At 69.0% G+C, this 23,485-nt stretch carries 20 protein-coding genes; 9 read left to right on the forward strand and 11 right to left on the reverse strand.

Going from position 1 to position 23,485, the window contains the following annotated elements:
* Positions 1 to 29: 29 nt before the first annotated feature.
* Positions 30 to 1,247 (forward strand): ATP-binding protein, encoded by a 1,218-nt coding sequence (locus ACFWN2_RS26790; protein ID WP_382431832.1) that lies wholly within the window; start codon positions 30 to 32, stop codon positions 1,245 to 1,247.
* On the opposite strand, the gene ACFWN2_RS26795 is transcribed toward ACFWN2_RS26790, so the two are convergent.
* The 4 genes from ACFWN2_RS26795 to ACFWN2_RS26810 all read right to left on the reverse strand — a co-directional run bounded on the left by ACFWN2_RS26795 (position 1,244) and on the right by ACFWN2_RS26810 (position 5,920).
* Positions 1,244 to 2,074, reverse strand: a complete 831-nt coding sequence (locus tag ACFWN2_RS26795; protein WP_382431834.1) for a S1C family serine protease — start codon at positions 2,072 to 2,074, stop codon at positions 1,244 to 1,246. The genes ACFWN2_RS26790 and ACFWN2_RS26795 overlap by 4 nt on opposite strands.
* Before the next feature lie 97 nt (positions 2,075 to 2,171).
* Complete coding sequence (locus ACFWN2_RS26800; protein ID WP_382431836.1) at positions 2,172 to 4,205, reverse strand: EAL domain-containing protein; 2,034 nt, start codon at positions 4,203 to 4,205, stop codon at positions 2,172 to 2,174.
* Between the two features lie 150 nt (positions 4,206 to 4,355).
* On the reverse strand, positions 4,356 to 4,823 hold the full coding sequence (locus tag ACFWN2_RS26805) for a GNAT family N-acetyltransferase (RefSeq protein WP_382431838.1): 468 nt from the start codon (positions 4,821 to 4,823) through the stop codon (positions 4,356 to 4,358).
* Positions 4,820 to 5,920 carry an LLM class flavin-dependent oxidoreductase gene (locus ACFWN2_RS26810; protein ID WP_382431840.1) on the reverse strand — a complete coding sequence of 367 codons (1,101 nt, stop codon included), beginning with the start codon at positions 5,918 to 5,920 and terminating at the stop codon, positions 4,820 to 4,822. Before ACFWN2_RS26810 ends, ACFWN2_RS26805 begins: the two co-directional genes overlap by 4 nt.
* A gap of 191 nt (positions 5,921 to 6,111) precedes the next feature.
* On the opposite strand from ACFWN2_RS26810, the gene ACFWN2_RS26815 reads away from it, so the two are divergent.
* Entirely contained in the window at positions 6,112 to 7,806 is a 1,695-nt protein-coding gene (locus ACFWN2_RS26815) for an FAD/NAD(P)-binding protein (RefSeq protein WP_382431842.1), read from the forward strand.
* On the opposite strand, the gene ACFWN2_RS26820 is transcribed toward ACFWN2_RS26815, so the two are convergent.
* From ACFWN2_RS26820 to ACFWN2_RS26830, 3 genes are read right to left on the reverse strand one after another with little or no spacing between them, the layout of a single operon-like run.
* Positions 7,795 to 8,262: a flavin reductase family protein gene (locus ACFWN2_RS26820; RefSeq protein ID WP_382431844.1), complete on the reverse strand. Its 468-nt coding sequence runs from the start codon at positions 8,260 to 8,262 to the stop codon at positions 7,795 to 7,797. The two genes, ACFWN2_RS26815 and ACFWN2_RS26820, sit on opposite strands and share 12 nt — an antisense overlap.
* Complete coding sequence (locus tag ACFWN2_RS26825) at positions 8,259 to 8,774, reverse strand: NADPH-dependent FMN reductase (RefSeq protein WP_382431846.1); 516 nt, start codon at positions 8,772 to 8,774, stop codon at positions 8,259 to 8,261. Before ACFWN2_RS26825 ends, ACFWN2_RS26820 begins: the two co-directional genes overlap by 4 nt.
* Positions 8,775 to 8,795: 21 nt before the next feature.
* Positions 8,796 to 10,451 carry an FAD-binding dehydrogenase gene (locus ACFWN2_RS26830; RefSeq protein ID WP_382431848.1) on the reverse strand — a complete coding sequence of 552 codons (1,656 nt, stop codon included), beginning with the start codon at positions 10,449 to 10,451 and terminating at the stop codon, positions 8,796 to 8,798.
* 71 nt (positions 10,452 to 10,522) lie between these two features.
* Here ACFWN2_RS26830 and ACFWN2_RS26835 point away from each other — a divergent pair, with 71 nt between their 5' ends.
* Complete coding sequence (locus ACFWN2_RS26835; protein WP_382431850.1) at positions 10,523 to 10,942, forward strand: cupin domain-containing protein; 420 nt, start codon at positions 10,523 to 10,525, stop codon at positions 10,940 to 10,942.
* Between the two features lie 270 nt (positions 10,943 to 11,212).
* Here the strand turns inward: ACFWN2_RS26835 and ACFWN2_RS26840 are convergent, their stop codons facing one another.
* Positions 11,213 to 11,899: a hypothetical protein gene (locus ACFWN2_RS26840; RefSeq protein WP_382431852.1), complete on the reverse strand. Its 687-nt coding sequence runs from the start codon at positions 11,897 to 11,899 to the stop codon at positions 11,213 to 11,215.
* A gap of 27 nt (positions 11,900 to 11,926) precedes the next feature.
* On the reverse strand, positions 11,927 to 13,819 hold the full coding sequence (locus ACFWN2_RS26845) for a tetratricopeptide repeat protein (protein WP_382431854.1): 1,893 nt from the start codon (positions 13,817 to 13,819) through the stop codon (positions 11,927 to 11,929).
* 45 nt (positions 13,820 to 13,864) lie between these two features.
* On the opposite strand from ACFWN2_RS26845, the gene ACFWN2_RS26850 reads away from it, so the two are divergent.
* Together ACFWN2_RS26850 and ACFWN2_RS26855 are read left to right on the forward strand one after the other, a co-directional pair.
* Complete coding sequence (locus tag ACFWN2_RS26850) at positions 13,865 to 14,407, forward strand: hypothetical protein (RefSeq protein WP_382431856.1); 543 nt, start codon at positions 13,865 to 13,867, stop codon at positions 14,405 to 14,407.
* Positions 14,408 to 14,657: 250 nt separating this feature from the next.
* Positions 14,658 to 17,894: a S8 family serine peptidase gene (locus ACFWN2_RS26855; protein WP_382431858.1), complete on the forward strand. Its 3,237-nt coding sequence runs from the start codon at positions 14,658 to 14,660 to the stop codon at positions 17,892 to 17,894.
* 51 nt (positions 17,895 to 17,945) lie between these two features.
* Here ACFWN2_RS26855 and ACFWN2_RS26860 read toward each other — a convergent pair whose 3' ends face one another.
* A complete protein-coding gene (locus ACFWN2_RS26860; protein ID WP_382431860.1) occupies positions 17,946 to 18,221 on the reverse strand; it encodes a hypothetical protein in 276 nt (91 codons plus the stop codon).
* A gap of 149 nt (positions 18,222 to 18,370) precedes the next feature.
* Positions 18,371 to 19,453 carry a mechanosensitive ion channel family protein gene (locus ACFWN2_RS26865; protein WP_382431862.1) on the reverse strand — a complete coding sequence of 361 codons (1,083 nt, stop codon included), beginning with the start codon at positions 19,451 to 19,453 and terminating at the stop codon, positions 18,371 to 18,373.
* A 149-nt stretch (positions 19,454 to 19,602) separates the two neighbouring features.
* Here ACFWN2_RS26865 and ACFWN2_RS26870 point away from each other — a divergent pair, with 149 nt between their 5' ends.
* The 4 genes from ACFWN2_RS26870 to ACFWN2_RS26885 are packed head-to-tail and all read left to right on the forward strand — an operon-like array spanning position 19,603 to position 23,378.
* Positions 19,603 to 20,601, forward strand: coding sequence for an adenylate cyclase (locus ACFWN2_RS26870; RefSeq protein WP_382431864.1), 999 nt, complete (start codon positions 19,603 to 19,605; stop codon positions 20,599 to 20,601).
* 2 nt (positions 20,602 to 20,603) lie between these two features.
* The gene (locus tag ACFWN2_RS26875) at positions 20,604 to 21,584 is read left to right on the forward strand and encodes a hypothetical protein (RefSeq protein ID WP_382431866.1); all 981 of its coding nucleotides are present in this window, start codon (positions 20,604 to 20,606) and stop codon (positions 21,582 to 21,584) included.
* Positions 21,584 to 22,798, forward strand: coding sequence for an adenylosuccinate synthetase (locus ACFWN2_RS26880; RefSeq protein WP_382431868.1), 1,215 nt, complete (start codon positions 21,584 to 21,586; stop codon positions 22,796 to 22,798). The genes ACFWN2_RS26875 and ACFWN2_RS26880 overlap by 1 nt, the downstream gene beginning before the upstream one ends.
* Complete coding sequence (locus ACFWN2_RS26885; RefSeq protein WP_382431870.1) at positions 22,785 to 23,378, forward strand: NUDIX hydrolase; 594 nt, start codon at positions 22,785 to 22,787, stop codon at positions 23,376 to 23,378. The genes ACFWN2_RS26880 and ACFWN2_RS26885 overlap by 14 nt, the downstream gene beginning before the upstream one ends.
* Positions 23,379 to 23,485: the final 107 nt, after the last annotated feature.

Raw genomic sequence — 23,485 nt, forward strand, 5'->3', positions numbered from 1 at the left:
GATGTGCATTCGAACGGTATGGTGACGTGGTGCGGGAAGCTGTTGACTACGTCCCTCGACGTGCGGCCGAGCTCGTGGCCGAGGCGTTGCTGGACACGCGTGTCGTGGTGCTGAACGGTGCGCGTCAGGTTGGTAAGAGCACCTTGGCCGAGAAGGTGCTCCGCCAGCACGGCGGAGCCGCCCGGTACCTCGACCAGGGACCGGTTCGCGCGATCGCCGAGGCCGACCCTGGAGCCTTCGTTCGGCACGACGGCCTGTTGTTGATCGATGAGGTCCAGCGTGTGCCCGACCTGTGGTTGGAGATCAAGCACACGGTTGATCGGGATCCGCGACCGGGACGGTTCCTGCTCACGGGGTCGGCCCGATTGCTGGCTCTGAAGGAACTGCCGGACGCCTTGCCCGGCCGTTCGGAAACAGTCGAGCTGTGGCCGCTTTCGCAGGGCGAGATCGACGGCACCACGGACGGTTTCGTGGACTCGGCTTTCCTGCGAGGTGCAGAACTACGTGCTGAGTGGCGGGAGCTGCGCAAGAAGGACTACCTGGCACGCGCGAGGCGCGGGGGCTATCCGGAAGCGTTGCTTCGCGACAGTCCTCGCCGTCGCACCAAGTTCTTCGAGGGGTACCTGGCAGACCTCATGGCGCGCGACGTGAAACAGGTCGCCGACATCGACAAGGCGAGCGACATGCGCAAGCTGATGTCGCTTCTCGCCGCGCAGACAGCGGGCATGCTGAGCTTCAACCGGCTCGCTGGGGAACTCGGGCTCAGCACGAACACGGTGAAGCGGTACGTGGAGATCCTCGAAACGATCTACCTCGTGCGAACGGTGCCCGCGTGGTCGGCCAATGCCACGACCCGTGCGGTGGCAACCCCGAAGGTGCTCTTCGTCGACTCCGGGATCGCCGCGCACCTCGGTGCCGACGAGGGCGCGCTGCTGGAGAACTTCGTGCTGGGTGAACTCGCTCGTCAGCTCACGTGGTCGGAGACACGTGCGACTCTGCACCACTACCGCGACCGCGACCAGTACGAGGTCGACGCCGTCCTGGAAGACCACCTGGGCCGTGTGATCGGCATCGAGGTCAAGGCCGCGGAATCCGTCAGGGCTGACGACTTCCGCGGCCTGCGTCTGCTGCAACGACGGCTCGGTGACAGGTTCCTCGCCGGGTTCGTGCTCTACAGCGGTGAACATTCGGGGAGTTTCGGCAACGGCATGACCTGTCTGCCGATCTCCGCGCTCTGGACCTCCTAGCTCAGCTCGCCCACGATCTGCTTCGCCGTGTTGGACGGGATCGCGAACCCGATCCCCACGCTCCCGGCCTCCCCGCTGCTCGACGCCGGCGAGTAGATCGCCGAGTTGATCCCGATCAGCTCACCGGCCGCGTTCACCAGCGCACCGCCGGAGTTGCCCGGGTTGATCGACGCGTCGGTCTGGATCGCCTGGTACGACACGGAAGACGAACGACGGGTCTCGCCCGGCACGGTCACCTTGCGGTCCAGCGCGGACACGATGCCGGTCGTCACGGTGCCCTGCAGGCCGGACGGCGAGCCGATGGCCATCACCGCGTCACCGACCTTCACCGAGCCCGAGTCCGCCCACTTGATCGGCGTCAGGCCGGACGCGCCGGAGACCTGCAGCACGGCGAGGTCCGACGTGGGGTCGGCGTTGACGACGGTGGCGGGGAGTTCGCGGCCGTCGTTGAACTTCACCGTGATCTGGCCGCCTGCCGAGGCGATGACGTGGTTGTTGGTGAGGATCTTGCCGTCGGACGACAGGATCACGCCGGAGCCGAGGCCGTTGCCGACGTTCACCTGCACCACCGAGGGCAGCACCTCCGAGGCGACGGCGCTCCAGTCCAGAGTGGACGTGTTGGAGATCGTCTGCGCGGCGACGGAGGACGTCGCGGGGGTGGAGTCCGGCGAGGCGATCACCGCTCCGGTGACGCCTCCGAACAGGCCGGCGACGAGTGCCGCGGCCGTGAGCATCGGGGCCGTTCGGCGCCAGAACTTCGGGGCGACGACGACGGGCTGCGGTTCCACCAGTGACCCGCTCATCGCGGGGAAGCTCTGCTCGGTCATGACTCCACGATGGACCCCGACCTTGTGAGCAACCTGTGCCGAAACCCTCGAAAACCCTGATAAGAACCAGCTGAGAAGAACCAGCCGAGCCTCGCTACTAGCCGAGAAGCAGCGCGGTGGTCTCGCCGGCCGACAGCGCCGGACCGAAGTGCGGGCCCTGCGCCCCCGTCACGCCCAGCGCCGTCAGCCGCTCCGCCTCGGCGGCGGTGCGCACGCCGTCGGCGTACAGGGGAAGCCTCAGCCTCGTCGCCCACTTCAGCAGGGCGACGGCGGCGCGCTCCTCGATCCGGATCGCGTCGGCCCCGAAGGCGTGGGCGACGGCGCTGTTGAACTTCACGCCGCTCCACGGCAGCACGCGCAGCCGGTTGACGCGGACGTTGCCGCCGCTCACCTGGTCCACGACCAGACCGGCGCCGCGCTCGGTGAGGATCGTGAGCTCGTCGAGCTGGTCCTCGTTCAGCAACGTCGGCACGTGCTCGTGCAGCTCGAATCGCAGCAACGACGCGGGCAGCCCGGTGCGGTCCAGGACGCGGAGGACCTCGGCGACGAGTTCGGGCTCCTGGCACAGCCGCAGCGGCAGGTCGATCGTCAGCGCGGGCGTCCGGGCTCCCAGCTCCGCGTGCCACTCGGCCACCTGCGCGCAGGCCTCTTCCAGTGCCCAGCGCACGAGCCGGACGATCATGCCGTTCTCGGTGGCCTGGCCCAGGAACACCTCGGGGCACAGCACGCCCTGCTCCGGGTGGTCCCACACGATCTTGGCTTCGAGGGCGAGCACCGAGCCGTCGGCCAGCGAGCGCAGCGGCAGGTAGTCGATGCGGAACTGGCCCTCCTCCAGCGCGCCGGGGATCGACGCGGCGAGTGCGTACCTCTCCCTGTCGCGCCGGTCGCGTTCGCGGTCGTACAGCGCCCACTGCGCCTTGCCGTCGCGCTTGGCCCAGGCGACCGTCACGTCCGCCGCGCGCAGCAGGTCCACCGCGTCACCGCCGCGCGCCGCCCGCACCACGACGCCGACGCTGGTCGTCACGCCGACGCCGTGGCCGTTGATCCACGTCGGCTCCTCCAGGCGCGCGGTGAACTCGTCGATCAGCGCGATGACGGACGGGATGTCGCGCGGGTCCCTGATCAGGACGCCGAACTCGTCCTCGCCGATGCGCGCGACCTTGCCGACGTCCTCGGTGAAGACCTCCCGCAGGTGCGTCGCGACGTGCATCAGCACCCGGTTGCCCACGTCGTGGCCGAAGGCGTCGTTCATGCCGCGGAACCCGTCGACGTCGATCTGGACCAGCGCGAGCGTGTCAGGGCCCTTCGACCCGACCGCGCCCTCGATCCAGCCGAGGAACTGCGAGCGGTTCGGCAGGCCCGTCTGCATGTCGTTGAGGCTCTGCCGCACGAGCTGCGACTGCAGTGCGCGCATCTCGTCCATGTTCTCGACCATCGTGACGAGGTACGGCGGCATGCCGTCCTCCTCGCGCACCACCGAGATCGCCATGTGCGTCTGGATCGTCTCGCCGTCGCTGCGGACCATGCGTCTCTCGACCCGGACGTTGTCGTGCTCGGACGCGATCAGCTGCTTCGTGAGCTGCCGCAGTCCCTCCCTGTCGTCCGGGTGCACCAGGTCGCGGCCGCTCATCCGGCGCACGTCCTCGTGCTTGTGGTCGAGCATCACGAGCAACGCCTCGTTGACGTCGATGATCTCGCCCTTGAGGTCGCTCACGATGATCCCGAACGCGGCGCTGGAGAAGATCGCCCGGAACTTGGCCTCGCTCGCCCTGACCGCGCTCTCGGCCCTGCGCATCGTGTTGATCGCGGCCGTGCGGGTGAGCTCCTGCTGGTCGAGCGTCCGGTCGCGCAGGCCCTCGGCGTACCCGGCGGCGAGCGCGGCCAGCCGTGCAGGCGTGACCGTCGAGTGCTCACCCAGGTACTTGATCGTCCGTTCCAGCGTGGCCGAGGTGATGAGGTCGTGCTCCACCATCGACCGGCCCACCCGCCGGGCCTCCGTGACGCCACCGCTGAGCAACTGCTCGACGTAGCCGCCGAGCAGTTGCTGGAGCTTCTCGCGCGTGTAGTTCGCGACGAGGGTGCTGGAGATCGCCGCCGCCCACTGCACGGCGGTCTCGTGGGTGTCGACCATGTTCATTCAGCTCAGATGGCCATTCGTGGAGACCGGATGATCCGCTGGCAGGTCCGACCGACAAGCTTACTGATCAGTCACAACCTGTCCAACCGAACCTCGAATCCCGGTCAGGAATCGACTGATCGGCCACGAATTCACTCGTTTGAACTAATGAATCACCTTGCTGAAGGCCAGCGGGCCAATTGTCAGCGGGTCTGTCTCAACATCGAACAACGGTGTGTAACCGGTCGCCAGGTACAGCCCTTTCGCCTCCGGCTGGCGCGGGCCCGTGGTCAGGTAGATCCTGGTGTACCCAAACGTTCTGGCCTCGTTCTCCAGTTCGACGAGCACCCGCCGCGCCAATCCGCGCCTGCGGTGTTGCGAATGGGTCCAAATGCGCTTCATCTCGGCTGTTTCGTCGTCGTACCGCTTGAACGCGCCACCCGCGACGGCCACTCCGCCTTCCACGAGCAGAAGGAACTGGCCGTTCGGCGGTTCGAACACGTCCGCCGGTCGTTGCATCTCCTCTGCGCCCATTGGCCCGTAGCGGGTCGTGTATTCGTGCGTGAGCTCTGCGACCAACGGCGCCGCTTCCGGATCCGACTGCCGGACGCGGCGCACTTCGAGAGTCGTCATGCCGCCTTGGCCCGGTCTCGCTTCGCCACTTCCTCGCGCACGATCGGGATCACGTACCGGCCGAAGTCGATCGCGTCGTCGAGCAGGTCGTAGCCGCGGGCCGACAGGACGTCGACGCCGAGGTCGTAGTAGTCCAGCAACGCCTGCGCGACGGTCTCCGGGGTGCCGACCAGCGCGTTCGAGTTGCCCGCGCCGCCCGTTGCCTTCGCGGTGGGCGTCCACAGGGCGCGGTCGAACCGCTCACCGCGTTCCGCCACGGCCAGGAGCCGTTGCGAGCCGGTGTTCTCCGGGTTGGTCAGCGAGTGCCGGCGGCTCAACGGGCCGCCCGCCTTGCGCGCCTCGATCCGCTCGACCGTCCGGTGCGCCTTCTCCCAGGCCAGTTCCTCGGTCGGCGCGATGATCGGCCGGAACGCGACCTGGATCCGCGGCACGTCAGTGCGGCCCGCGTCCTTCGCCGCCTGCTTCACCGACTCGATCTGCTGCGCCGTCTCGGCCAGCGGTTCGCCCCACAGGCAGAAGATGTCCGCCTCGGCGCCGCCCGCCGCGTAGGCCGCGGGGGAGGAGCCGCCGAACGACACGTTCGGGCGTGGCTGCTGCACGGGGAACACGTCGCTCACGAAGTCCGCGAAGTGGTAGTGCTCGCCGTCGTGGTCGAACGCGGACCTGCTGGTCCAGGCCTTCTTGACGATCTGGATGTACTCGCGGGTGCGGGAGTAGCGCTCGTCCTTGGTCAGGTAGTCGCCCTCGCGCTGCTGCTCGTGGTCGGTGCCGCCGGTGATGAAGTGCACGGTCAGCCGGCCGTCGCTGATCTGGTCGAGCGTCGCGAACGTCTTGGCGGCGAACGTCGGGTAGGACACGTTCGGCCGGTGCGCCAGCAGGATCTGCAGCTTGTCGAGCCTGCTGGCGAGGTACGCGGCGGCCGCCGACGGTTCCGGAGCGCCCGACCCGTACGCGAACAGCACGCGGTCCCACCCGTGCTCCTCGTGGGCCCTGGCGAGCCTGAGCGTGTAGTCCTTGTCGAACGCGCCGCTCGACGAACGCGGGTTCGTCTCCGACCCGTCGTTCGTGGCGGCGATCCCGAGAAACTCAACTGGCATGACCGATTCCCCAGAACTGGTAGTGGGAGTGGGACGCGTTGAGGGAGACGCTCTTCGAGTGCACACCTCGGGATCGGCGGGTGCAACGACGTCCACAGAGCGGGATTTGCTTGCACGCGCGGGGTACCGTGGTGGTGTTCGCGTTGAGGGGCGCGGCTTGTTCTTCGTTGCCCTCCAACGGAAAGACGCGCATGCGCTCACTCGTCGTCATCGGTGGCGGCCCCCGTGCCGCCGGCCTGCTGGAACGCATCGCCGCCCAGTCGCCCGCGTTGCCGCTGGCCGTGCACGTCGTCGACCCGTTCCCGCCGGGTGCGGGCCGGGTGTGGCGGCACGCCCAGTCCCCGTTGCTGCGCATGAACTCCATGGCCGAGGACGTGACGGTCTTCACGGACGACTCGTTCGACGGCGAGGGCCCGATCCGTCCCGGCCCGTCGCTCGCGGACTGGATCGACATCGACCCGACGTCGTTCCCGTCACGTCAGGTGCAGAGCCGGTACCTGGAGTGGTTCTTCGGCCACGTAAGGAAATCTCTGCCTCCGAACATCTCTGTCACAGTGCATCAGGCCACTGCGTTGAAGGTCGTCGGCAACTGGGTGTGGCTCGACAACGGCACCTCGCTGCGGGGCGACGTGGTGGTGCTCGCGCTGGGGCACCTCGACGCCGACCCCGAGCCCGAGCACCGCAAGCTCGCCGAGCACGCGTCGGAGCACGGCCTGGTCTACGTGCCGCCGCTGTACTCGGCCGACGCGGACCTGTCGGCGGTGCACGGGGATGTCGTGCTGCGCGGGTTCGGTCTGGCGTTCATCGACCTGATGGTGCTGCTGACCGAGGGCCGCGGCGGTCGGTACGTGCGAGGCCCTGAAGGGCTGACCTACCTGCCCTCCGGTGCCGAACCGACGCTGTACGTGGGTTCGCGGCGCGGTGTGCCGTACCACTCGAAGACCGGCTACCGGTTGCAGGGAACGCGGCCGTCGTTGCCGCACTTCTTCGTCGCCGGTGAGCTGCAGGGCCAGGAGCTCGACTTCCGCGCCGACGTGTGGCCGTTGATGGCCAAGGAGATCGCGTGGGGCCACTACCACGAGCTCTTCACCGGGCACCCCGGCCTGGTTCGGATGCCGTTCGTCGAGTTCGCCGCGTCGTTCACCGCCTTGCCCTGGTACAGCGAGGAGATGCGCGAGCTGGAACTGCTGGCGGTGCCCGACCCGGCAGACCGCATCGACTTCGAACGCCTCGACCGCCCGCTGACCGGCGTCACGTTCGGCACGGCCGAGGAGTTCCAGGAGCACCTGCGCTCGTACGTCGAGGCGGACGTGGCCCGCCGCTCCGATCCGCGGCACAGCGCCGATCTGGGGGCGTTCCTGGCGCTGCTCTCGGTCTACGGCCAGCTGGCGGGCCTCATGCCGTTCGACGGCTGGTGGCACGGCTACTTCAGCTACCTCGCCTCCGGCCCGCCGCCGGACCGGCTGGAGGAGCTGCTCGCGTTGTCCCGCGCGGGAATCGTGAAGTTCCTCGGTGCCGACATGTGGGTCGAGGCGGAGGACGACGCCTTCGTGGCCGGCAGCGCGACGACACCGGAGGTGGTGCGCGCCAACGGTTTGATCGAGGCCCGCCTGCCCACGCACTCGTTGTCGCGCACGGCGGACCCGGTGCTGCGGTCGTTGCGCGCGGTCGGCAACGTCTCCGAGGACGCCGCCGGTCTGGTGCGGGTGTCGCCGGCGGGCAGGCTGATCAACGAGGCCGGCGACGAGGACCCCGTCCGGTTCGCCGTGGGGCCCTACACGACCGGGAAGGCGTACGCGGCGTTCGCGCGACCGAACACGAACGCCCCGGCGTTCCGCCAGAACGACCTCCTGGCAAGGGAGATCCTCAAGGTTCTAGGCGACTGAGGTGTAGCGCCCCTGGTGCCGCACCAGGGGCGCCGCGATGTCGGTGTGCGTGATGTCGAGCGGCTCGCCGACCAGCGCGATGTGGTCGCCGACCGCGATCCGCCGGGAGGTCCTGCACCGCAACCGGACCGGCGCGTCCAGCAGCCACGGCACGCCGTCGTCGTCGGACTGCCACCGCGTACCGGGACCGAACCGGTCGACGCCCTTCGACGCGAACAGGTCCGCGAGACCGGACTGCGCGGCCTCCAGCAGGTGCACGGCGAACAGGGGAGCGGTCCGCAGCACCGGCCACACCGACGCGCCCTCGCCGATCCACACGACGACCAGCGGTGGTTCGAAGCTCACCGACGTGAACGAGGAGACCGTTGTGCCGACGGGACCTTCGGCTCCGCTGGCCGTCACGATCGTGACGGCCTGGGCGTGGTGCTTGAGCGCGTTGCGCAGCTGATCCTTCATCGCAGCACCTTCAGCGCGTCGAGGTCGAAGGTCGTGGCGTCGGCGGGCAGCGCCGCCTCGTTGAGGAAGAACGCCTGGGGCACGACGGCACCCAGTTCGGCGAGCACCGGCCGCAGGTGCACCTCGACGGCCAGCGCGTGCTTGTCGGCGGCCGCGATCTGCAGCGGGACGACGACCTTGCCCTTGAGCCAGGCCGGTGGTGCCTGGTCCAGCACGGCCTTGAGCAGGCCGGTGTACGCGGCCTTGTAGGTCGGCGTCGCCACGACCAGGACGTCGGCCTGGCCGAGCACCTGCAACGCGGCCTTGATCGCGTCCGGTTCCGTGAACACGGCCGGTGCCAGTTCCGCCGCCTCGACGACGGGCCCCTCGACGGGCACGCCCAGCGTCGCGGCGACCGCCTCGCGCAGGGCCAGGGCCGCCTGGAGCGTGCGGGAGGCGGGCCGCGGGTTGCCGACCAGAACACCGATCTGCGTCATGCCCTCCAGCACAGCCGCAAGCTCGGGGACCGTCAACCCGCGTCCACCACGCGAGAACTACTTGACGGCCTCCGCCGCCGAACGTCCCGCCACCCGTCCGGAGAACAGGCAGCCGCCGAGGAACGTGCCCTCCAGCGCCCGGTAGCCGTGCACGCCACCGCCACCGAACCCGGCGGCCTCACCGGCGGCGTACAGGCCCGGCAGCACCTCGCCGGACGTGTCGAGCACCCGCGACGACAGGTCGGTGTGCAGACCGCCCAGCGTCTTGCGGGTGATCACCGAGAGCCTGACCGCGATCAGCGGACCGGCCTTCGGGTCGAGCAGCCGGTGCGGCTCGACGACGCGGATCAGCTTGTCCGTCAGGAAGTTCCTGGTCTGGCGGATCGCGTTGATCTGCGAGTCCTTGCTCAGACCGGCGGTCACCTGGCGGTCGCGCTCGACGATCACCTTCTCCAGCGCGGCGGCGTCGATCCTGCTGTCACCGGTCAGCGCGTTCATGCCGCGGGCGAGGTCCGCGACCGTGCCCGCCTGGATGAACTCCTTGGAGTTCTGGGCGAACGCCTCGACCGGCGCGACCGCGCCGGGCAGCGCGCGCTTCAGGACGGCCCGCGTGTCCTTGCCCGTCAGGTCCGGGTTCTGCTCGGAGCCCGACAGCGCGAACTCCTTGCCGATGATCCTCTTGTTCAGCAGGAACCACGAGTGCTCGTGACCGTTCGAAGTGATGTGCTGCAACGCCCCCAGCGCGTCGAAACCGGGGAACAGCGGGATCGGCAGCCTCTTGCCGTCGGCGTCGAGCCACAGCGGTGACGGGCCGGGCAGGATCCGGATGCCGTGCCGCGACCACACGGGCGCGTAGTTCGCGATGCCCTCGGGGTAGTGCCACATGCGGTCGGCGTTGATGATCGCGCCGCCGGCCTTCTGCGTGATCTCCATCATCGAGCCGTCCACGAAGTCCGGCACACCGGCGAGCATGAACTTGGGCGGCGTGCCCATCCGCTCGGGCCAGTTCCTGCGCACCAGGTCGTGGTTGCCGCCGATGCCGCCGGACGTGACGATCACGGCCTGTGCGCTGAGCGAGAACTCGCCGACGGCGGTGCGGGAGCTGGGTTCCGCGCGGCCGACCGACGACGGCTCCAGCACCTCGCCGGACACGCCGTCGCACACGCCGTTGGTGACGTTGATGCTCGTGACCTTGTGGCGGAACTTGAGCGTCACGAGTCCCTTCGCGACACCTTCCCGCACCCGGCGCTCGAACGGTTCGACGATGCCGGGCCCGGTGCCCCACGTGACGTGGAAGCGCGGCACCGAGTTGCCGTGCCCGTCCGCCAGGTAGCCACCACGTTCCGCCCACTGCACGAACGGGAACCAGCGCACCCCCATGTTGTGCAGCCAGGGGCGCTTCTCACCGGCGGCGAAGTCCACATAGGCCTGTGCCCACAGCCGTGGCCAGTGGTCCTCCTCCCGGTCGAACGCCGCCGAGCCCATCCAGTCCTGCAACGCCAGGTCGTGCGAGTCCTTGACCCGAAGCCTGCGCTGCTCGGGGCTGTCCACCAGGAACAGTCCGCCGAACGACCACCAGGCCTGGCCGCCGATCGACGCCTCAGGCTCCTGGTCGAGGAGGATGACCTTGCGACCCGCGTCCGCGAGCTCTGCGGTCGCGACGAGACCTGCGAGGCCCGCGCCGACGACGATGACATCCGCGTCATGTGCCATCGGGCGAGTCTAGAGCGGCCCCTGGTCACGCACGAGACCTGAGTCAATTTCACTTTTTGGGGAGGGTGTTCATGTCGTTCCGACCGGCGTCCGAGGTGGGTTTCAGCACTCCGACCACGCGTTTCGTGGCGCCCGGCTCCGTCACCAACGGCGAGTTCGGGCTGTTCGAGTGGCGGATGGAGGCCCGTCGGCCAGGACCGCGGCCGCACTTCCACAGGACGTTCTCCGAGTCGTTCTACGTGCTCGAAGGCGAGATCACGCTGCTCGACGGGGACGAGTGGACCCGCGCCGGCGAGGGCGACTTCCTGTACGTGCCCGTGGACCGGCCCCACGCATTCCGCAACGACAGCGACGCGCCGGCGCGGATGTTGATCCTCTTCTCACCGGGCATCGCGCGGGAGAACTTCTTCCTGGAGGTCGGGGACGCGAAGAACCTCTCGCCGGACGAGCTGGTCGCGTTCTACGAGCGGCACGACCAGTACAACCTCTGAGGGTGCCGCCGACCGCCACTACCGGTGAGGGGGGTTTACCGGAGTGCCGGCCGACGGCGGGTCGACCGCCGCGCGAGCACGCGACGCCTGCGGAAGGGCATCTCCGACCTGGGGGTGTCGGACAGGCCCTGGCGCGCAGCTCGAGCGCGAGCGGCCAACCACTTTGTTGAACGTACAACCGGACCGTCGTGTTCCGGTCGGCTTTCACTGTGACCAGGCTCAATTCCTTCAGCTGGTCTTCAGGTTCGGTGATTTCCGGTGATCAGGTGCTCACGAGAGGTCGTTGAGCTTGCGCTCCGCGGCCTTGCGCGCCTTCTCCGCACCCGACGTGACCCGCTTGGCGTCCTCCAGCCGTTCCGCGGCCCTGTCGAACGCCCGCTTCGCCGCCAGCTGGTCGGCCTGCGCCTCCCCGAGCGCCTGCTCGGCCTCGTCCAGCGCCTGCTGCGCCTCGGCCCGCTTGCGCTCCTGCCGTTCCCTGCGCTTGCGGGCGAGCGCGTCCTCGCCGTCCTGCGCGGGTTCGGGCTCCGGCAGCGCGAACCCGAACCCGGAGTACTCCAGCCCCTTCGTGAGGTGCCCGTCGCGCACCTGCCCGGCGGACTCGGGGTCGGCCATCGCAGCCGTCAGCGTGTTGCGGACCTGCGTGACGGCGTCGTCCGCGAGCGGCCCCGTGAGCTCCAGCGTGCGGTAGATCAGAGCCTCCATGAGCTCCTTGCGCCTGCGGCCGAGCTCCCGCATGGTCAGCTTGGCCGTGGAGAGGCCCAGCGCCTCCTCCAGGCCCTCGGGGGCGTCCCGCACGAGCTTGTTGACGGCCCAGGCGCCCACGGACGGTTTGCGGAGCTCCTGGATGGCCTTCGCGAGGTCCTTGTCGTCGGCCTGCTTGGCCGCGGCGTTGCGGGCCGCGGTGAAGTCCTTCGGGGGCAGCCCGTAGAGCTCGTCGGCGACCGGCTTCAGGTCCATGGGCGCAAGGTAGCGCCTGAACAGCCCTCAGTCCTGCCGAATGATCTGGAGAGCCCCTTCGGCCGTGGTCACGAGCAGGTGATCCGGTCCGAGCAGGTCGGTGCCGATGGCCCGCACGACCAGCAGCAGGCTCCAGGCCAGGTCGCGTTCGCCGTTGAGGAAGAGCGCCGTTCCGAGCTTGGCGCCGGCGAACAGGGTGTTCGGGTGGTCGGGTCCGGCGGTCTTCCGGTAGGCGTCCCAGATCTCCTCGCACAACCGCCGTGCGTCCGCGTGCCGGCCGAGTTGGGTGTACGCGGTGTCGAGCAACGTCTTCGTGTAGAGCGCGTCCGGCCTCGCGTCGAGGGACCGGTCGAGCACTGCGACCGCCTCCTCCGCGCGGCCGGCGAGCAGGTACGCCCAGGCGAGGTCGTCCAGGGCGCCGAAGTGCTCGTCGGCCTGGAGGGGCTTGTCCAGCCACGGTTCCAGCGCCTCTTCGAGCACGGAGACGGCTTCCTCCGCGTGACCGTGCTGCGCGCAGTACGTGCCGAGCAGGCGGGCCGCGGTGAGCGTGGCCGGGTCCTCCGCACCCCGCGTCTCGCGGCTGACGCCGAGGTCGATCCGCAGCTGGGGCAGGAGATCTTCCGACCCGGTCGGAACGCTGGTCGACAGGACCTGGCGGCAGAGCAGGAGCAACTCCTCGTCGTCGCCGAGTCGTGCGGCGGCTTGCGCGTACGCCTCCTCCGCGATCACCCGGCCTCGGGAGAAGTTCGCGGCGCTCCCGAGGAAGCCCGCCTGCCACACCCGCAGGAGCAGCACCCGTTTGGTGACCTCGGGGGCTGCTGCCGGATCGGTGTTGGCCCACAGGGCGTCGATCTGCTGCACGAGCTCGTTCCCGCGGTGGCGGATCTGCCAGGCGTCGCCGAACTCGACGTGGTCGAGGAGCAGCTTCGCGGCGAGCCCCACCCCGCTGACGCGGTCGCGCACCACCCGTTGCACCAAGCGGTGCATGAGAACCGAGGAGCGACCCGCGAACTCCACCAGCGAGGCCCTGCGCAGCCGCCTCAACTCGTCGTTCGCGAAGCCCTGGAGCAGCCGCCGCGGCACGCCGTCCGGTGACAGCACCCCCAGCAGCGGGACGAGTGTGCTGCCCCGGAACGGTTCCAGCGCCAGCAGGATCGCGGTGACCACGCTGACCGGGTACGGGTCGTCCTCCCGGCCGAGCTGCTCCTCCACGGGGAAGTTGCGGAATGCCTCCAGGTATCCGGCGAAGTCCCAGAAATCGATCCTGATCCTTGCCGCCGCCTGCGCGAGTGCCAGCGGCAGGTGGCCGAGTTCGGCGGCGAGTTCGGCCGCTGTCGCGGCGTCGTCGAGTCCGGTGGCCTCACACAGGAACCGCGACGCGGCCTCCGGGGTGAAGACCTCCACCGGCACCTCGTGCCTGAGTCGCGACCCGCGCGCAGTACTGGTGATCACAACCTGACAGGAGCCGGAGGACGGCAGGTGCGGCCGGACCACGTCCAGCGACTCGACGTTGTCGAACACCAGCAATGCGGACCCAGACCGTGTGTGCAGGTGGTTGCGCACACGCGCCAAGACGATGCCGGTGCCGACGTCCGGCTGGTACAGCCCCAGTTGGTCGGCGAGTTCGACCAGCCCTGCCTCGAGTTGGACGGCCGTCTCCGCGCTGATCCACGCCACCAGCCAGCCGTCCTTGCGCCGCCGCCGGGCGTACGCCGCGGCGATCTGGGTCTTGCCCACTCCGGGCTGCCCCGTGACGACGCACACGGGTTCGTTCAACAGATCGAGTGCCGCCGGCGTCTGGAAGTAGGGAGACGGGTCGGGAATCGACCCCGTGACCACCTGGTCGACCGGATCGGGAGGCACGACCGGCAGATCCCGGTATTCCGCGTGCAGCGGCATCCCGCCGTCCTGGTTTGGCACGCAACGATGTTAGGCGCCCGGCTTTCGGGTACACAGGAGGGAGACATGCACACCAGGTGGAGATGGGTTCTGTTCGGCCTCGGCATCGCCGTGGCCGCCATCGGTCCGCTCGCGGCCAAGGACGGCCCCTGGTACGCGTACCTCTTCGGCGGCCTGTGGTTCCTCATGGGCGCGACGGTCGCGTGGCGGACGTTCGCCATGGGCACGAAGCTGACGGCCGAGGGCATCACGTCGAGCGGCCTCGACAGCCAGACGAGCATCGAGTGGTGCGACGTCCAGGGGTTCGAGCCCAAGCGCAGCCGGAACCTGATCTTCTTCCACACCATCACGCCCGCGGCGCAGCTCCGGCGCGGCACGCACGTGCTGACCGAGCTGAGCCTGCTCTCGATCAAAAAGGACTTCGTGCCCGAACGGACCGCGAAGCAGGTGACGGAACTCGAGCAGGCGCTCGCGAAGCACCGCGCAAGTTGTTCTGTGTGCGGAGCGCAGCCCAAAGCACTCGCGGCGCCGGTCGGGATGGTCGGACGGCTGCGTGCGAGATTACGCGGTCTAATGGGCGGAAATAGCGATCGGTCCATCGTCCGGTGACGGGATTCGTTACACGCCAACGCCGTTCACCGTTGACACAGCCTTGACATTCCCCTCCATCAGCTCTTGACTGGAGGGTGGTTGCTCGTTCCACGCTTGAAATGAAACGCGCAGCACTAAAAGTGCGCCCTTTCAAGCCGCTGAACAGTCCAATGTGGAAACAACAATTGGTCTGTTCCGACGATTGCCCCTCGCGAGGCGAAGAGATGTGCTTCGGAGCACTCTTTACCCCACGAAGGGCACATGCGCCGTGAAGAACTGGAGACGCCGCACCGGCACGGTCTTGCTGACCGCGGTGCTGGGCACTACCGGGTTCGGCTTCGCCGCCACCCCTGCCATCGCGCAGAACGCATCACAGCAACAGCAGCCGGCCGCTGACAAGCAGCTGGACAAGCAGGACCGCGCACTCGTCGAACAGGCCGCCCAGGAGGGCAAGGCGACCGTCGACCTGCTGGTCGCCGCCGAGGACGGCAAGACCGACGCCGCGGTCAACGACCTCAAGGCGCTCGGCGCCACGGTCCAGAAGACCGAGAAGGACGTCGACTACGTCAAGGTGACCATCCCGCGTGAGAACGCGGAGAAGGCCGCCAAGCTGGCCTCGGTCAGCACCGTGGACGTCGACGGCCTGGTCGCGCTGGACAACCCGCGCCCTGAAGGCATGGAGAACCCGGCCCCGCAGAAGGCGCCGGACTCGAAGACGCCGCGCACGAACCCGTACATGCCGACGCAGGACACGCAGGCGGCGCAGTTCGCCACCGCGCACCCGAAGTGGGACGGCCGCGGCACGACCATCGCGGTGATCGACTCCGGCATCGACCTGGACACGCCGGCCCTGCAGACGACCAGCACCGGTGAGCGCAAGATCATCGACTGGTACAACGCGAACGCCACGAACTCCGGCGACGGCACCTGGGTCACCATGACCAAGACCGGCCGCACCGGCACGTTCACCGAGGGCGGCAAGACCTACAAGGCGCCCGCCACCGGCGGCCCCTACTCGTTCGGCCTCTTCAGCGAGACCGCGGGCGACCTGAACCTGTCGAACAGCGAGACCGGCGGTGACATCAACCGCGACGGCGACCGCACGGACTCGTTCGGTGTCATCCAGGACATCACGACGAAGGAAGTCTTCGTCGACACCGACGGTGACGGCGACTTCACCAACAACAAGCGCATGATCGACTACAAGGTCAAGCAGGACGTCGGCTTCTTCGGCACCGACAACCCCGCGACCCCCGTCGTCGACCGCATCGCGTTCGTCGTGCAGACCGACCGCTCGATCTACGACAACGCGGGCACCCCGTACGTCAACCTGGGCATCTCGGGCGCCGCGCACGGCACGCACGTCGCCGGCATCACGGCCGCCAACAAGATGTTCGACGGCAAGATGGCCGGTGCGGCGCCGGGCGCGAAGCTCATCGCCATCAAGGCCTGCCTCTCGACGCCGTCCTGCACCAGCTCCGGTCTCATCGACGGTGTCCTCTACGCCGCGCGCAACGGCGCCGACGTCGTGAACATCTCCATCGGTGGCCTCCCGGCGCTCAACGACGGCAACAACGCCCGTGCGGAGCTCTACAACCGCACGATCAACGAGTACAACGTCCAGATCTTCATCTCGGCGGGCAACTCGGGCGCTGGCGCCAACACCGTCGGTGACCCGTCGGTCGCCACGGACGCGGTGAGCGTCGGCTCGTACATCACCAAGGAGACCTGGCTCTCCAACTACGGCTCGAAGACCGCGCAGAAGCAGAACCTGCACGGCTTCTCGTCGCGCGGCCCGCGTGAGGACGGCGGCTTCAAGCCGAACATCGTCGCGCCCGGCTCGGCGATCTCCACCACGCCGCGCTGGCAGGCCGGTGGCCCCGTGACCGGCACCTACGCCCTCCCGCCCGGCTACTCGCAGTTCAACGGCACGTCGATGGCCTCCCCGCAGGCGACCGGTGCCGCCGCGCTGCTCGTGAGCGCGTACAAGGCCACGCACAACGGCCAGCGCCCGACCAGCGCCGAGCTGCGCTACGCGATCCAGCGCAGCGCGAACTACGTGGACACCCTCGGTGCCTACGAGCAGGGCGCGGGTCTGTTCAACACCAACGCCGCGTGGAAGCTGCTGGACAAGCACGGTGTGCCGAACCAGGTCACCACGTCCGTCCCGGTCAACACCGTCCTCGCGGGCCTGCTGGCCACGCCGGGCGTCGGTGTCGGCATCCACGACCGCGAAGGCGTGACCGCGGGCCAGGAGTACACCCGCACCTACACGCTGACCCGCACCACGGGCCACCAGGACGAGACGTTCAACGTCTCCTGGAAGGGCAACGACGGCACGTTCACGGCGGCGAAGAAGATCAAGCTGCCGCTGAACACGCCGGTCCAGTTCCCCGTCAAGATCAAGGCGAAGAACTCGGGCGCCCACAGCGCCGTCCTGCAGCTCGACAACCCGGAGACGCCCGGCGTCGACGTGCAGACCCTGAACACCGTGTTCGCGGCGGAGAACTTCAACGCCGCCAACAAGTTCTCGGTCACGAAGTCCGGCAAGATCGCGCGCAACCAGTCGACCAGCCTCTTCGTGAACGTGCCCAAGGGCACCACCGCGCTGAAGGTCGACCTGACCGGCGGCGGCGCCGAGGCCGGCAAGGGCCAGGTCCGCTTCCTGCGCTACACCCCGCAGGGTGTCGGCTTCGACGTCAACTCGTCGACCAACTGCTACAACCCGGACGCCGGTGCCGGTTGTGCCGGTGGCTCGCCCACCAGCCGCACGGTCGCCAGCCCGATGGCCGGTGTGTGGGAGATCGTGATCGAGGCGCGTCGCACCTCCGACGCCGCCGAGGCGCCGTACTCGGTGACCGCGTCGGTGCTCGGCACGACCATCAGCCCGAACCCGGACGTCATCCCGTCCGCGGCGCTGGGTGCCCCGGTCGAGCGCGCGTACACCGTCACGAACACGCAGGCCAGCTTCAACGGCCGGCTCGCGGCGGGTTCGGTCGGCAGTGCCAAGACGGCCCGCCCGACCATCGCGAACCTCGCGCAGCAGCAGTACCCGATCACCGTCGCGGCCGGTTCGACGCGGCTCACCGTCACGATCAGCAACACCGCCGACCAGGGCGCTGACCTCGACCTGCTGGTCTACAACTGCACGTCGGGCAGCTGCGTGCTCGCCGGTCAGTCGGCGGACGCGGACTCCGAGGAGTCCGTGACCATCAACAACCCGGCCGCAGGCAACTGGGTCGCCCTGGTGGACGGCTACGCGGTGCCCGCGGGCACCACGGAGTTCGACTACTTCGACGTCTTCACCTCGGCCGGTCTCGGCACGCTCACCGTGTCCGACACCAACGCCGAGCGCGCCGCCGGTGCGACGTGGAACGCGACGGGTGTCATCACGCCGCTGGGCCAGCCCGGTGCCGGCCGCGTGCTGCGTGGCGAGCTCGAGGTGCGCACGGCCGACAACACCGTTGTCGGTACCGGCGCCGTGATCGTCCAGGCAGTCAGCTAGCAGCTCGGTAGTACGTAGAAAGCCCCAGAATCCACGAGATTCTGGGGCTTTCTACGGTTCCGGCAGCTTGTTGCTCATCGGTTCGTCCAAGTCCACCTTGGACACACCTGTGATCAGATACGCGTTCTCCACCGCGTCGACCGGCATCTCGGCGCGCAGGTAGCCGATTCTGGGATCCCGCGACTCGACGGTCGCGCCCAGCCTCGTCAGTGCCTGCTCGACCTCCTCGTCGCGTCCCGGCTGCACGGAGATCATCAGTGGCACTGTGAGGTGGCCGTCGCGCTTCGCCTGCTCGATCCGGTTCTTGTCCGGTTTCGCCGATGACACGACAGGGACCTCCGCGGACGGCACGGTTGGGGACCCGTTCGTACCACAGCTACCGAGAGCCAGCGCGCAAAACGCGACGGCGAGCGGTCTTCTCATGGTGGGAGGACGGAACGGGTTCGGCAGGCGGTTGCACCTGATTTCCGGAAGTTCTACTGCTTGGGACCCGCAAACGCTTGCTCACGCAGCGCTCCGTCCACGCTCTCGCCGAACACCCGAGCGTCCGTGTGCTGGTCAGAGGCCGGTTGTGCCTTCTTGACGCCGGTGACCGCGCGCGTCCGGATCTGCGGCAGCGCACCGGTGTGCTGACGGTGCACCCAGTCGACCAGGTGCTCCCGCGTGAGGCAGCGCAGATCCCACAGCTTGCCTGCGTCGGCCGCGCTCACGAGCGCACGCACCCGCACGAACCCCTGCGTCGCTTGCGTCACCTGCAACACGGACACCCGCCCGTCCCACAGGTCACTGCCCTCCAGCATGGACCGCATCTCCTGCCGCATCGCCTCGACCGGCACCGTCCAGTCGAGATCGAGCTCGACGGTCCCGAGCAACGCAGACTGCGTGCGCGTCCAGTTCTCGAACGGGGTCTTCAGGAAGTGCGACGTGGGCAGCACCAGCCGCCGGTCGTCCCACAGGTGCAGCACCACGTACGTGAGCGTGATGTCCTCGACGCGTCCCCACTCGCCTTCGACGACCACGACGTCGTCGAGCCGCACCGCGTCGCTGAACGCGATCTGCAGCCCCGAGATCAGGTTGCCCAGCAACGACTGCGCGGAGAACGCCGCCACCGCACCGATCACCGCCGCGGACGCCAGCACCGTCGACCCGACCGCCCGCGCACCGGGGAACGTCATCAGGATCGCGCCCACCGCCAGCACGCCGATGACCACCAGCACCAGCCGCCGCACCAGCGTGACCTGCGTGTGCACGCGCCGCGCGTGCCGGTTGTCCGTGACGTCCGTGCGGATCCGCGAGAGAGATATGTCCACAAGGGTGCTGATCAGCGCCGCCAGCAGCCACGCACTGGCCAGGATCAGAGCGATGCCCAGCACGTGCAGCACCACCGGCGCGTCCACCGGGTACACGCTCAGGCTTATCTGGGCGGCCAGGAACGCTCCGAACACCTGGCCGGGCCGGTACATCTTCCCGCTGTGGGTGAAGCGGCGCACCAGCCGGTGGATCACCTCCACCACGAGCAGTGCGAAGACCACGGAGCAGCCCATGACGACGAACAGCACGTTTCCTCCTCCCGTATCGGGGCCGGGTACCCGGCCCGCTGGGCGAGGAACACCATGAGTCACCTCACGACGGGTCGCGCTCCTGCGGTTTGAGTCACAGCGACCAAAAGGGGGTTGCAACCTGGGTTTGAGTTTGTAAGACTCAAACCATGTTCACCGCAGCGGAGGCCCTGGAACGGGTCGAGAGCGCCAGGTCGGCCGAGGACCTGTTCGGGCCGCGCACCACCGACCCGGACAAGCGCAGGCAGGCGAAACGCCTGTACCACGCGCTGGCCTCGGTCCTGCACCCCGACGTGGCGGCCGGTGCGAGGGCGCACGCGGCGTCGGCGAACCTGACCCGCCTGCACCACGAGTGGACCCAGAGCACGACGGTCGAGCTCAGGACCAGGACCGGCGTCTACCGCGTCGGGGAGCCGTTCGCGGTCGGCAGCATCGCCAACCTGTACGAGTCGGACGGGCCGCACGTGGTCAAGGTCGTGCGCAACCCGGCTCTCAACCCGTTGCTGCACGGCGAGTGGCACGCGCTGCGGTCCCTCGAACGCTTCACGGACCGGAACCAGTGGCTGCGGCCGTTCTACCCGCGCCTGCTCGACACGTCGGGCGACGTGGCCAAGGGCAGCAGGGCCTTCACGGTCCTGGACCCGCTGCGCAAGGGCTTCGTGACGCTGAAGGACGTTCAGAACGCGTTCCCGAACGGGCTCGACGGCCGCGACTACGCGTGGATGCACCGCAGGCTGCTCAAAGCACTGGCCGGTGCGCACCAGATCGGTCTGGTGCACGGCGCGGTCACCGCCGAGAACGTCCTGGTGCACCCGGAACAGCACGGGATCGTGCTGGCCGGCTGGTCGTTCGCCGTCGAGGAGGGCCAGCGGCTCCTCGCCACCAGCCGCACCATCGCCTACCCGCCGGAGGTCGAGGCGGGCGAACCGGTCACGGCCGCCACGGACGTCCACATGGCACACACGCTGATGCTCGACCTGCTGGCACACAACGAACATCGGCAACGAACCTTCGCGCGGGGCTGTCTCCAGGACCGTCCGTCCAGGCGCCCTGACGCGAGAGACCTGCTCGACGAGTACGACGAACTGCTCGACGACCTCTACGGCCCACGGGTTTTCCGCCCGTTCGCACTTCCAGAAGGAGCATGACCATGGGACACGGCAAGTGGGACGACAACGCCTACGCCGCGGCGAAGACCTTCCGCGCGGCCAAGGGAATCGCCGACTTCGGCTACACCGCCGCGATCAAGTCGACGCCCGCGTCGAGCTGGAAGGCCGCTCCGTCGCTCGACCCGTTCAAGGTGGCCTACCGCGAGTGCCGCGACTCGCCTGACCACGCCGACTCGACACCGATCGCCGTGCTGTTCGACGTGACCGGGTCGATGGGCGCGGTGCCGCGGATCATGCAGGGCAAGCTCGGCAAGCTGCACGGTCTGTTGCAGCGCAAGGGATATCTCGCGGACCCGCAGCTGATGTTCGGTGGCATCGGGGACGCCGACAGCGACCGCGTACCGCTGCAGGTCGGTCAGTTCGAGTCGGACAACCGCATGGACGAGCAGCTGCGCGACATCTTCCTCGAAGGCAACGGCGGCGGGCAGAAGAGCGAGTCCTACGAGCTGGCCGCGTACTTCGTCGCACGGCACGTCGTCACCGACGCGTGGCAGAAGCGCGGCCGCAAGGGCTACCTGTTCATCATCGGCGACGAGCTGAACAAGCCGCGGCTGGAGGCCAGGCACATCCGCCGGATCATCGGTGACGACGTCAAGCAGGACATCGACCCGGTGTCGGTCTACCGCGAGCTCGCCCGCAAGTGGAACGTCTACTTCATCCTCCCCAACCAGTCGTCGTACTTCAACGACGACAGCATCGGTGAGCACTGGCGGACGATCCTCGGGCAGAACTTCCTCAAGCTCGACGACCCTGGCGCCGTGTGCGAGTTGATCGCCGCGACGATCGGCCTGGAGGAGCAGGTGGTCGACCTCGACCAGGCCCTGGTGGACCTCGCCGAGATCGGGTCGGTCGCCGAGAGCAAGGCCGTCGGCAAGGCGCTGGTCGCGGTCGGCACCGGCAAGCGCGAGGTCGTGGCCGCGCCGCTCGGCATCGACGGCCCCGACGACGTGGCGCTGAGCTGATGAACGACCACGTGATCGTCGTCGGGCTGGGGTTCGGCGACGAGGGCAAGGGGGCGGTGGTCGACGCGCTGTGCGCCGACCGCCCGGTGTCGGCCGTCGTGCGGTTCAACGGGGGAGCGCAGGCCGCGCACAACGTGGTCACCGACGGCCGGCACCACACCTTCAGCCAGTTCGGGTCCGGCACGCTCGCGGGCGTGCCGACCTGGCTCTCCCGGTACGTGCTCGTCGAACCGATCGCGCTGGCGACCGAGTCTCGCGAGCTGGAGGAGATCGGCGTCGCCGACCCGCTGTCGCTGATGTCGATCGACGCTGACGCGCTGCTCACGACGCCGTTCCACGTCGCCGCGAACCGGGCTCGTGAGAGGGCGCGCGGCGGCGACCGGCACGGGTCGTGCGGCAAGGGCATCGGCGAGACCGTCTGGTACGGGCTGCTCGCCGGGGCGGCCGAGGGGGACGTGGTCGAGGACCAGCTGGTGCTCGGCGAGCCCGGCCCCGCCCCGACCGTCGGCGACTGCCTGAACCCGTTGCGGCTCAGGCAGAAGCTCGACGCTCTCGCGCGGTTCTACGAGCCGCTGATCGGCGACGGCCCGAGCGTGGACGAGCTGGTCGAGCTCTACCGCTCGTTCGCCGACGCCGTCCGCATCACCCAGGGCCACGAAGGGCTGCTCGACGCGGGCCGAGTCGTCTTCGAGGGCGCGCAGGGCGTCCTGCTCGACGAGACCTACGGCTTCCACCCGCACACCACCTGGTCGACGGTCGTGCCGCGCAACGCCCGGGAGCTGCTCGGCGGCCGACCGGCACGCGTGATCGGCGTGACCAGGACCTACCAGACCCGGCACGGCGCCGGCCCGCTGCCGACGGAGGACCCGGCGGTGCTCGCGAGGTTCCCGGAGGCGCACAACGGCACAGGGGAGTTCCAGGGCGCCTGGCGGGCGGGCCACCTGGACGCGAACCTGCTGCGCTACGCCGTCGATTGCTGTGGGGGTATCGACGGACTAGCGGTGACTCACCTGGACGCCAGCGGCCTTCGAGTCGCCACCGGCGAGACCCTGGAAGACCTGTCCGATCCCGTCGCCTACCTGGAGACCCTGCTCGACGTCGACGTGCTCGTCACCGGCGCGGGGCCGACCAGGGCGGACTACGCGGTGCGGGAGAATCCACGACGTGATCGAGTCGACGTTGGTATCGGTGGACGTGATCGTGCTCCGGTTTGACCCGGAGGAACGCGCGGTGCTCGTGGGGGTGGCGCCGCGCGCCGGGGAGCCGTTCGCGGGCGCCCTGGCTCTGCCCGGCGTCCTGCTGGGCAGGGGCGAGCGGTTGCGCGACGCGAGCACCAGGGCGGTCACGGGCAAGCTCGGCCTGGCCGAGGAGTCCGTGACGGCGACCGGCCAGCTCGCCACGTTCGACGAGCCGTCGCGCGACCCGCGCGGCCCGACGCTGTCCGTCGCCCTGTGGGCCACCGTCTCCCATCCGACCGGTGACCTGGCGGCCTGGGCGCGGCTGGACGACGTGCCCGCGCTGGCCTTCGACCACGACAGGATCGTCGCCGACTGCAGGCCGTTGCTCGCGGACAGGCTCTGGCGTGACGTGGCGTTCACGGCGGGCCTGCTCGGGCGCGAGTTCACGACGGCGCAGGCGCTCGACGTGACCGAGTCGCTGACCGGGGACCGGCCCTACCCGGCCAACCTCGGTCGCACGATGGACCGCGTGCCCGGTCTCGAACGCACCAGCGAGCACGCCTCGGCGCTGCCGAAGGGCGGCCGTCCGCCGCTGGTGTGGAAGTGGACCGCGTAACGCGGAGCCATCGCCGTTGACGGCTCCGCTCGGAAGAACAACTACGCCCGCGCGAAGCTGAGATGCACCCCCATGCAGTCACCGGGTTTCGCCGACGTGGGTGCGTC

The organism is Lentzea sp. NPDC058436 (genome assembly GCF_042721515.1).
In the GTDB taxonomy this organism is placed as follows: domain Bacteria; phylum Actinomycetota; class Actinomycetes; order Mycobacteriales; family Pseudonocardiaceae; genus Lentzea.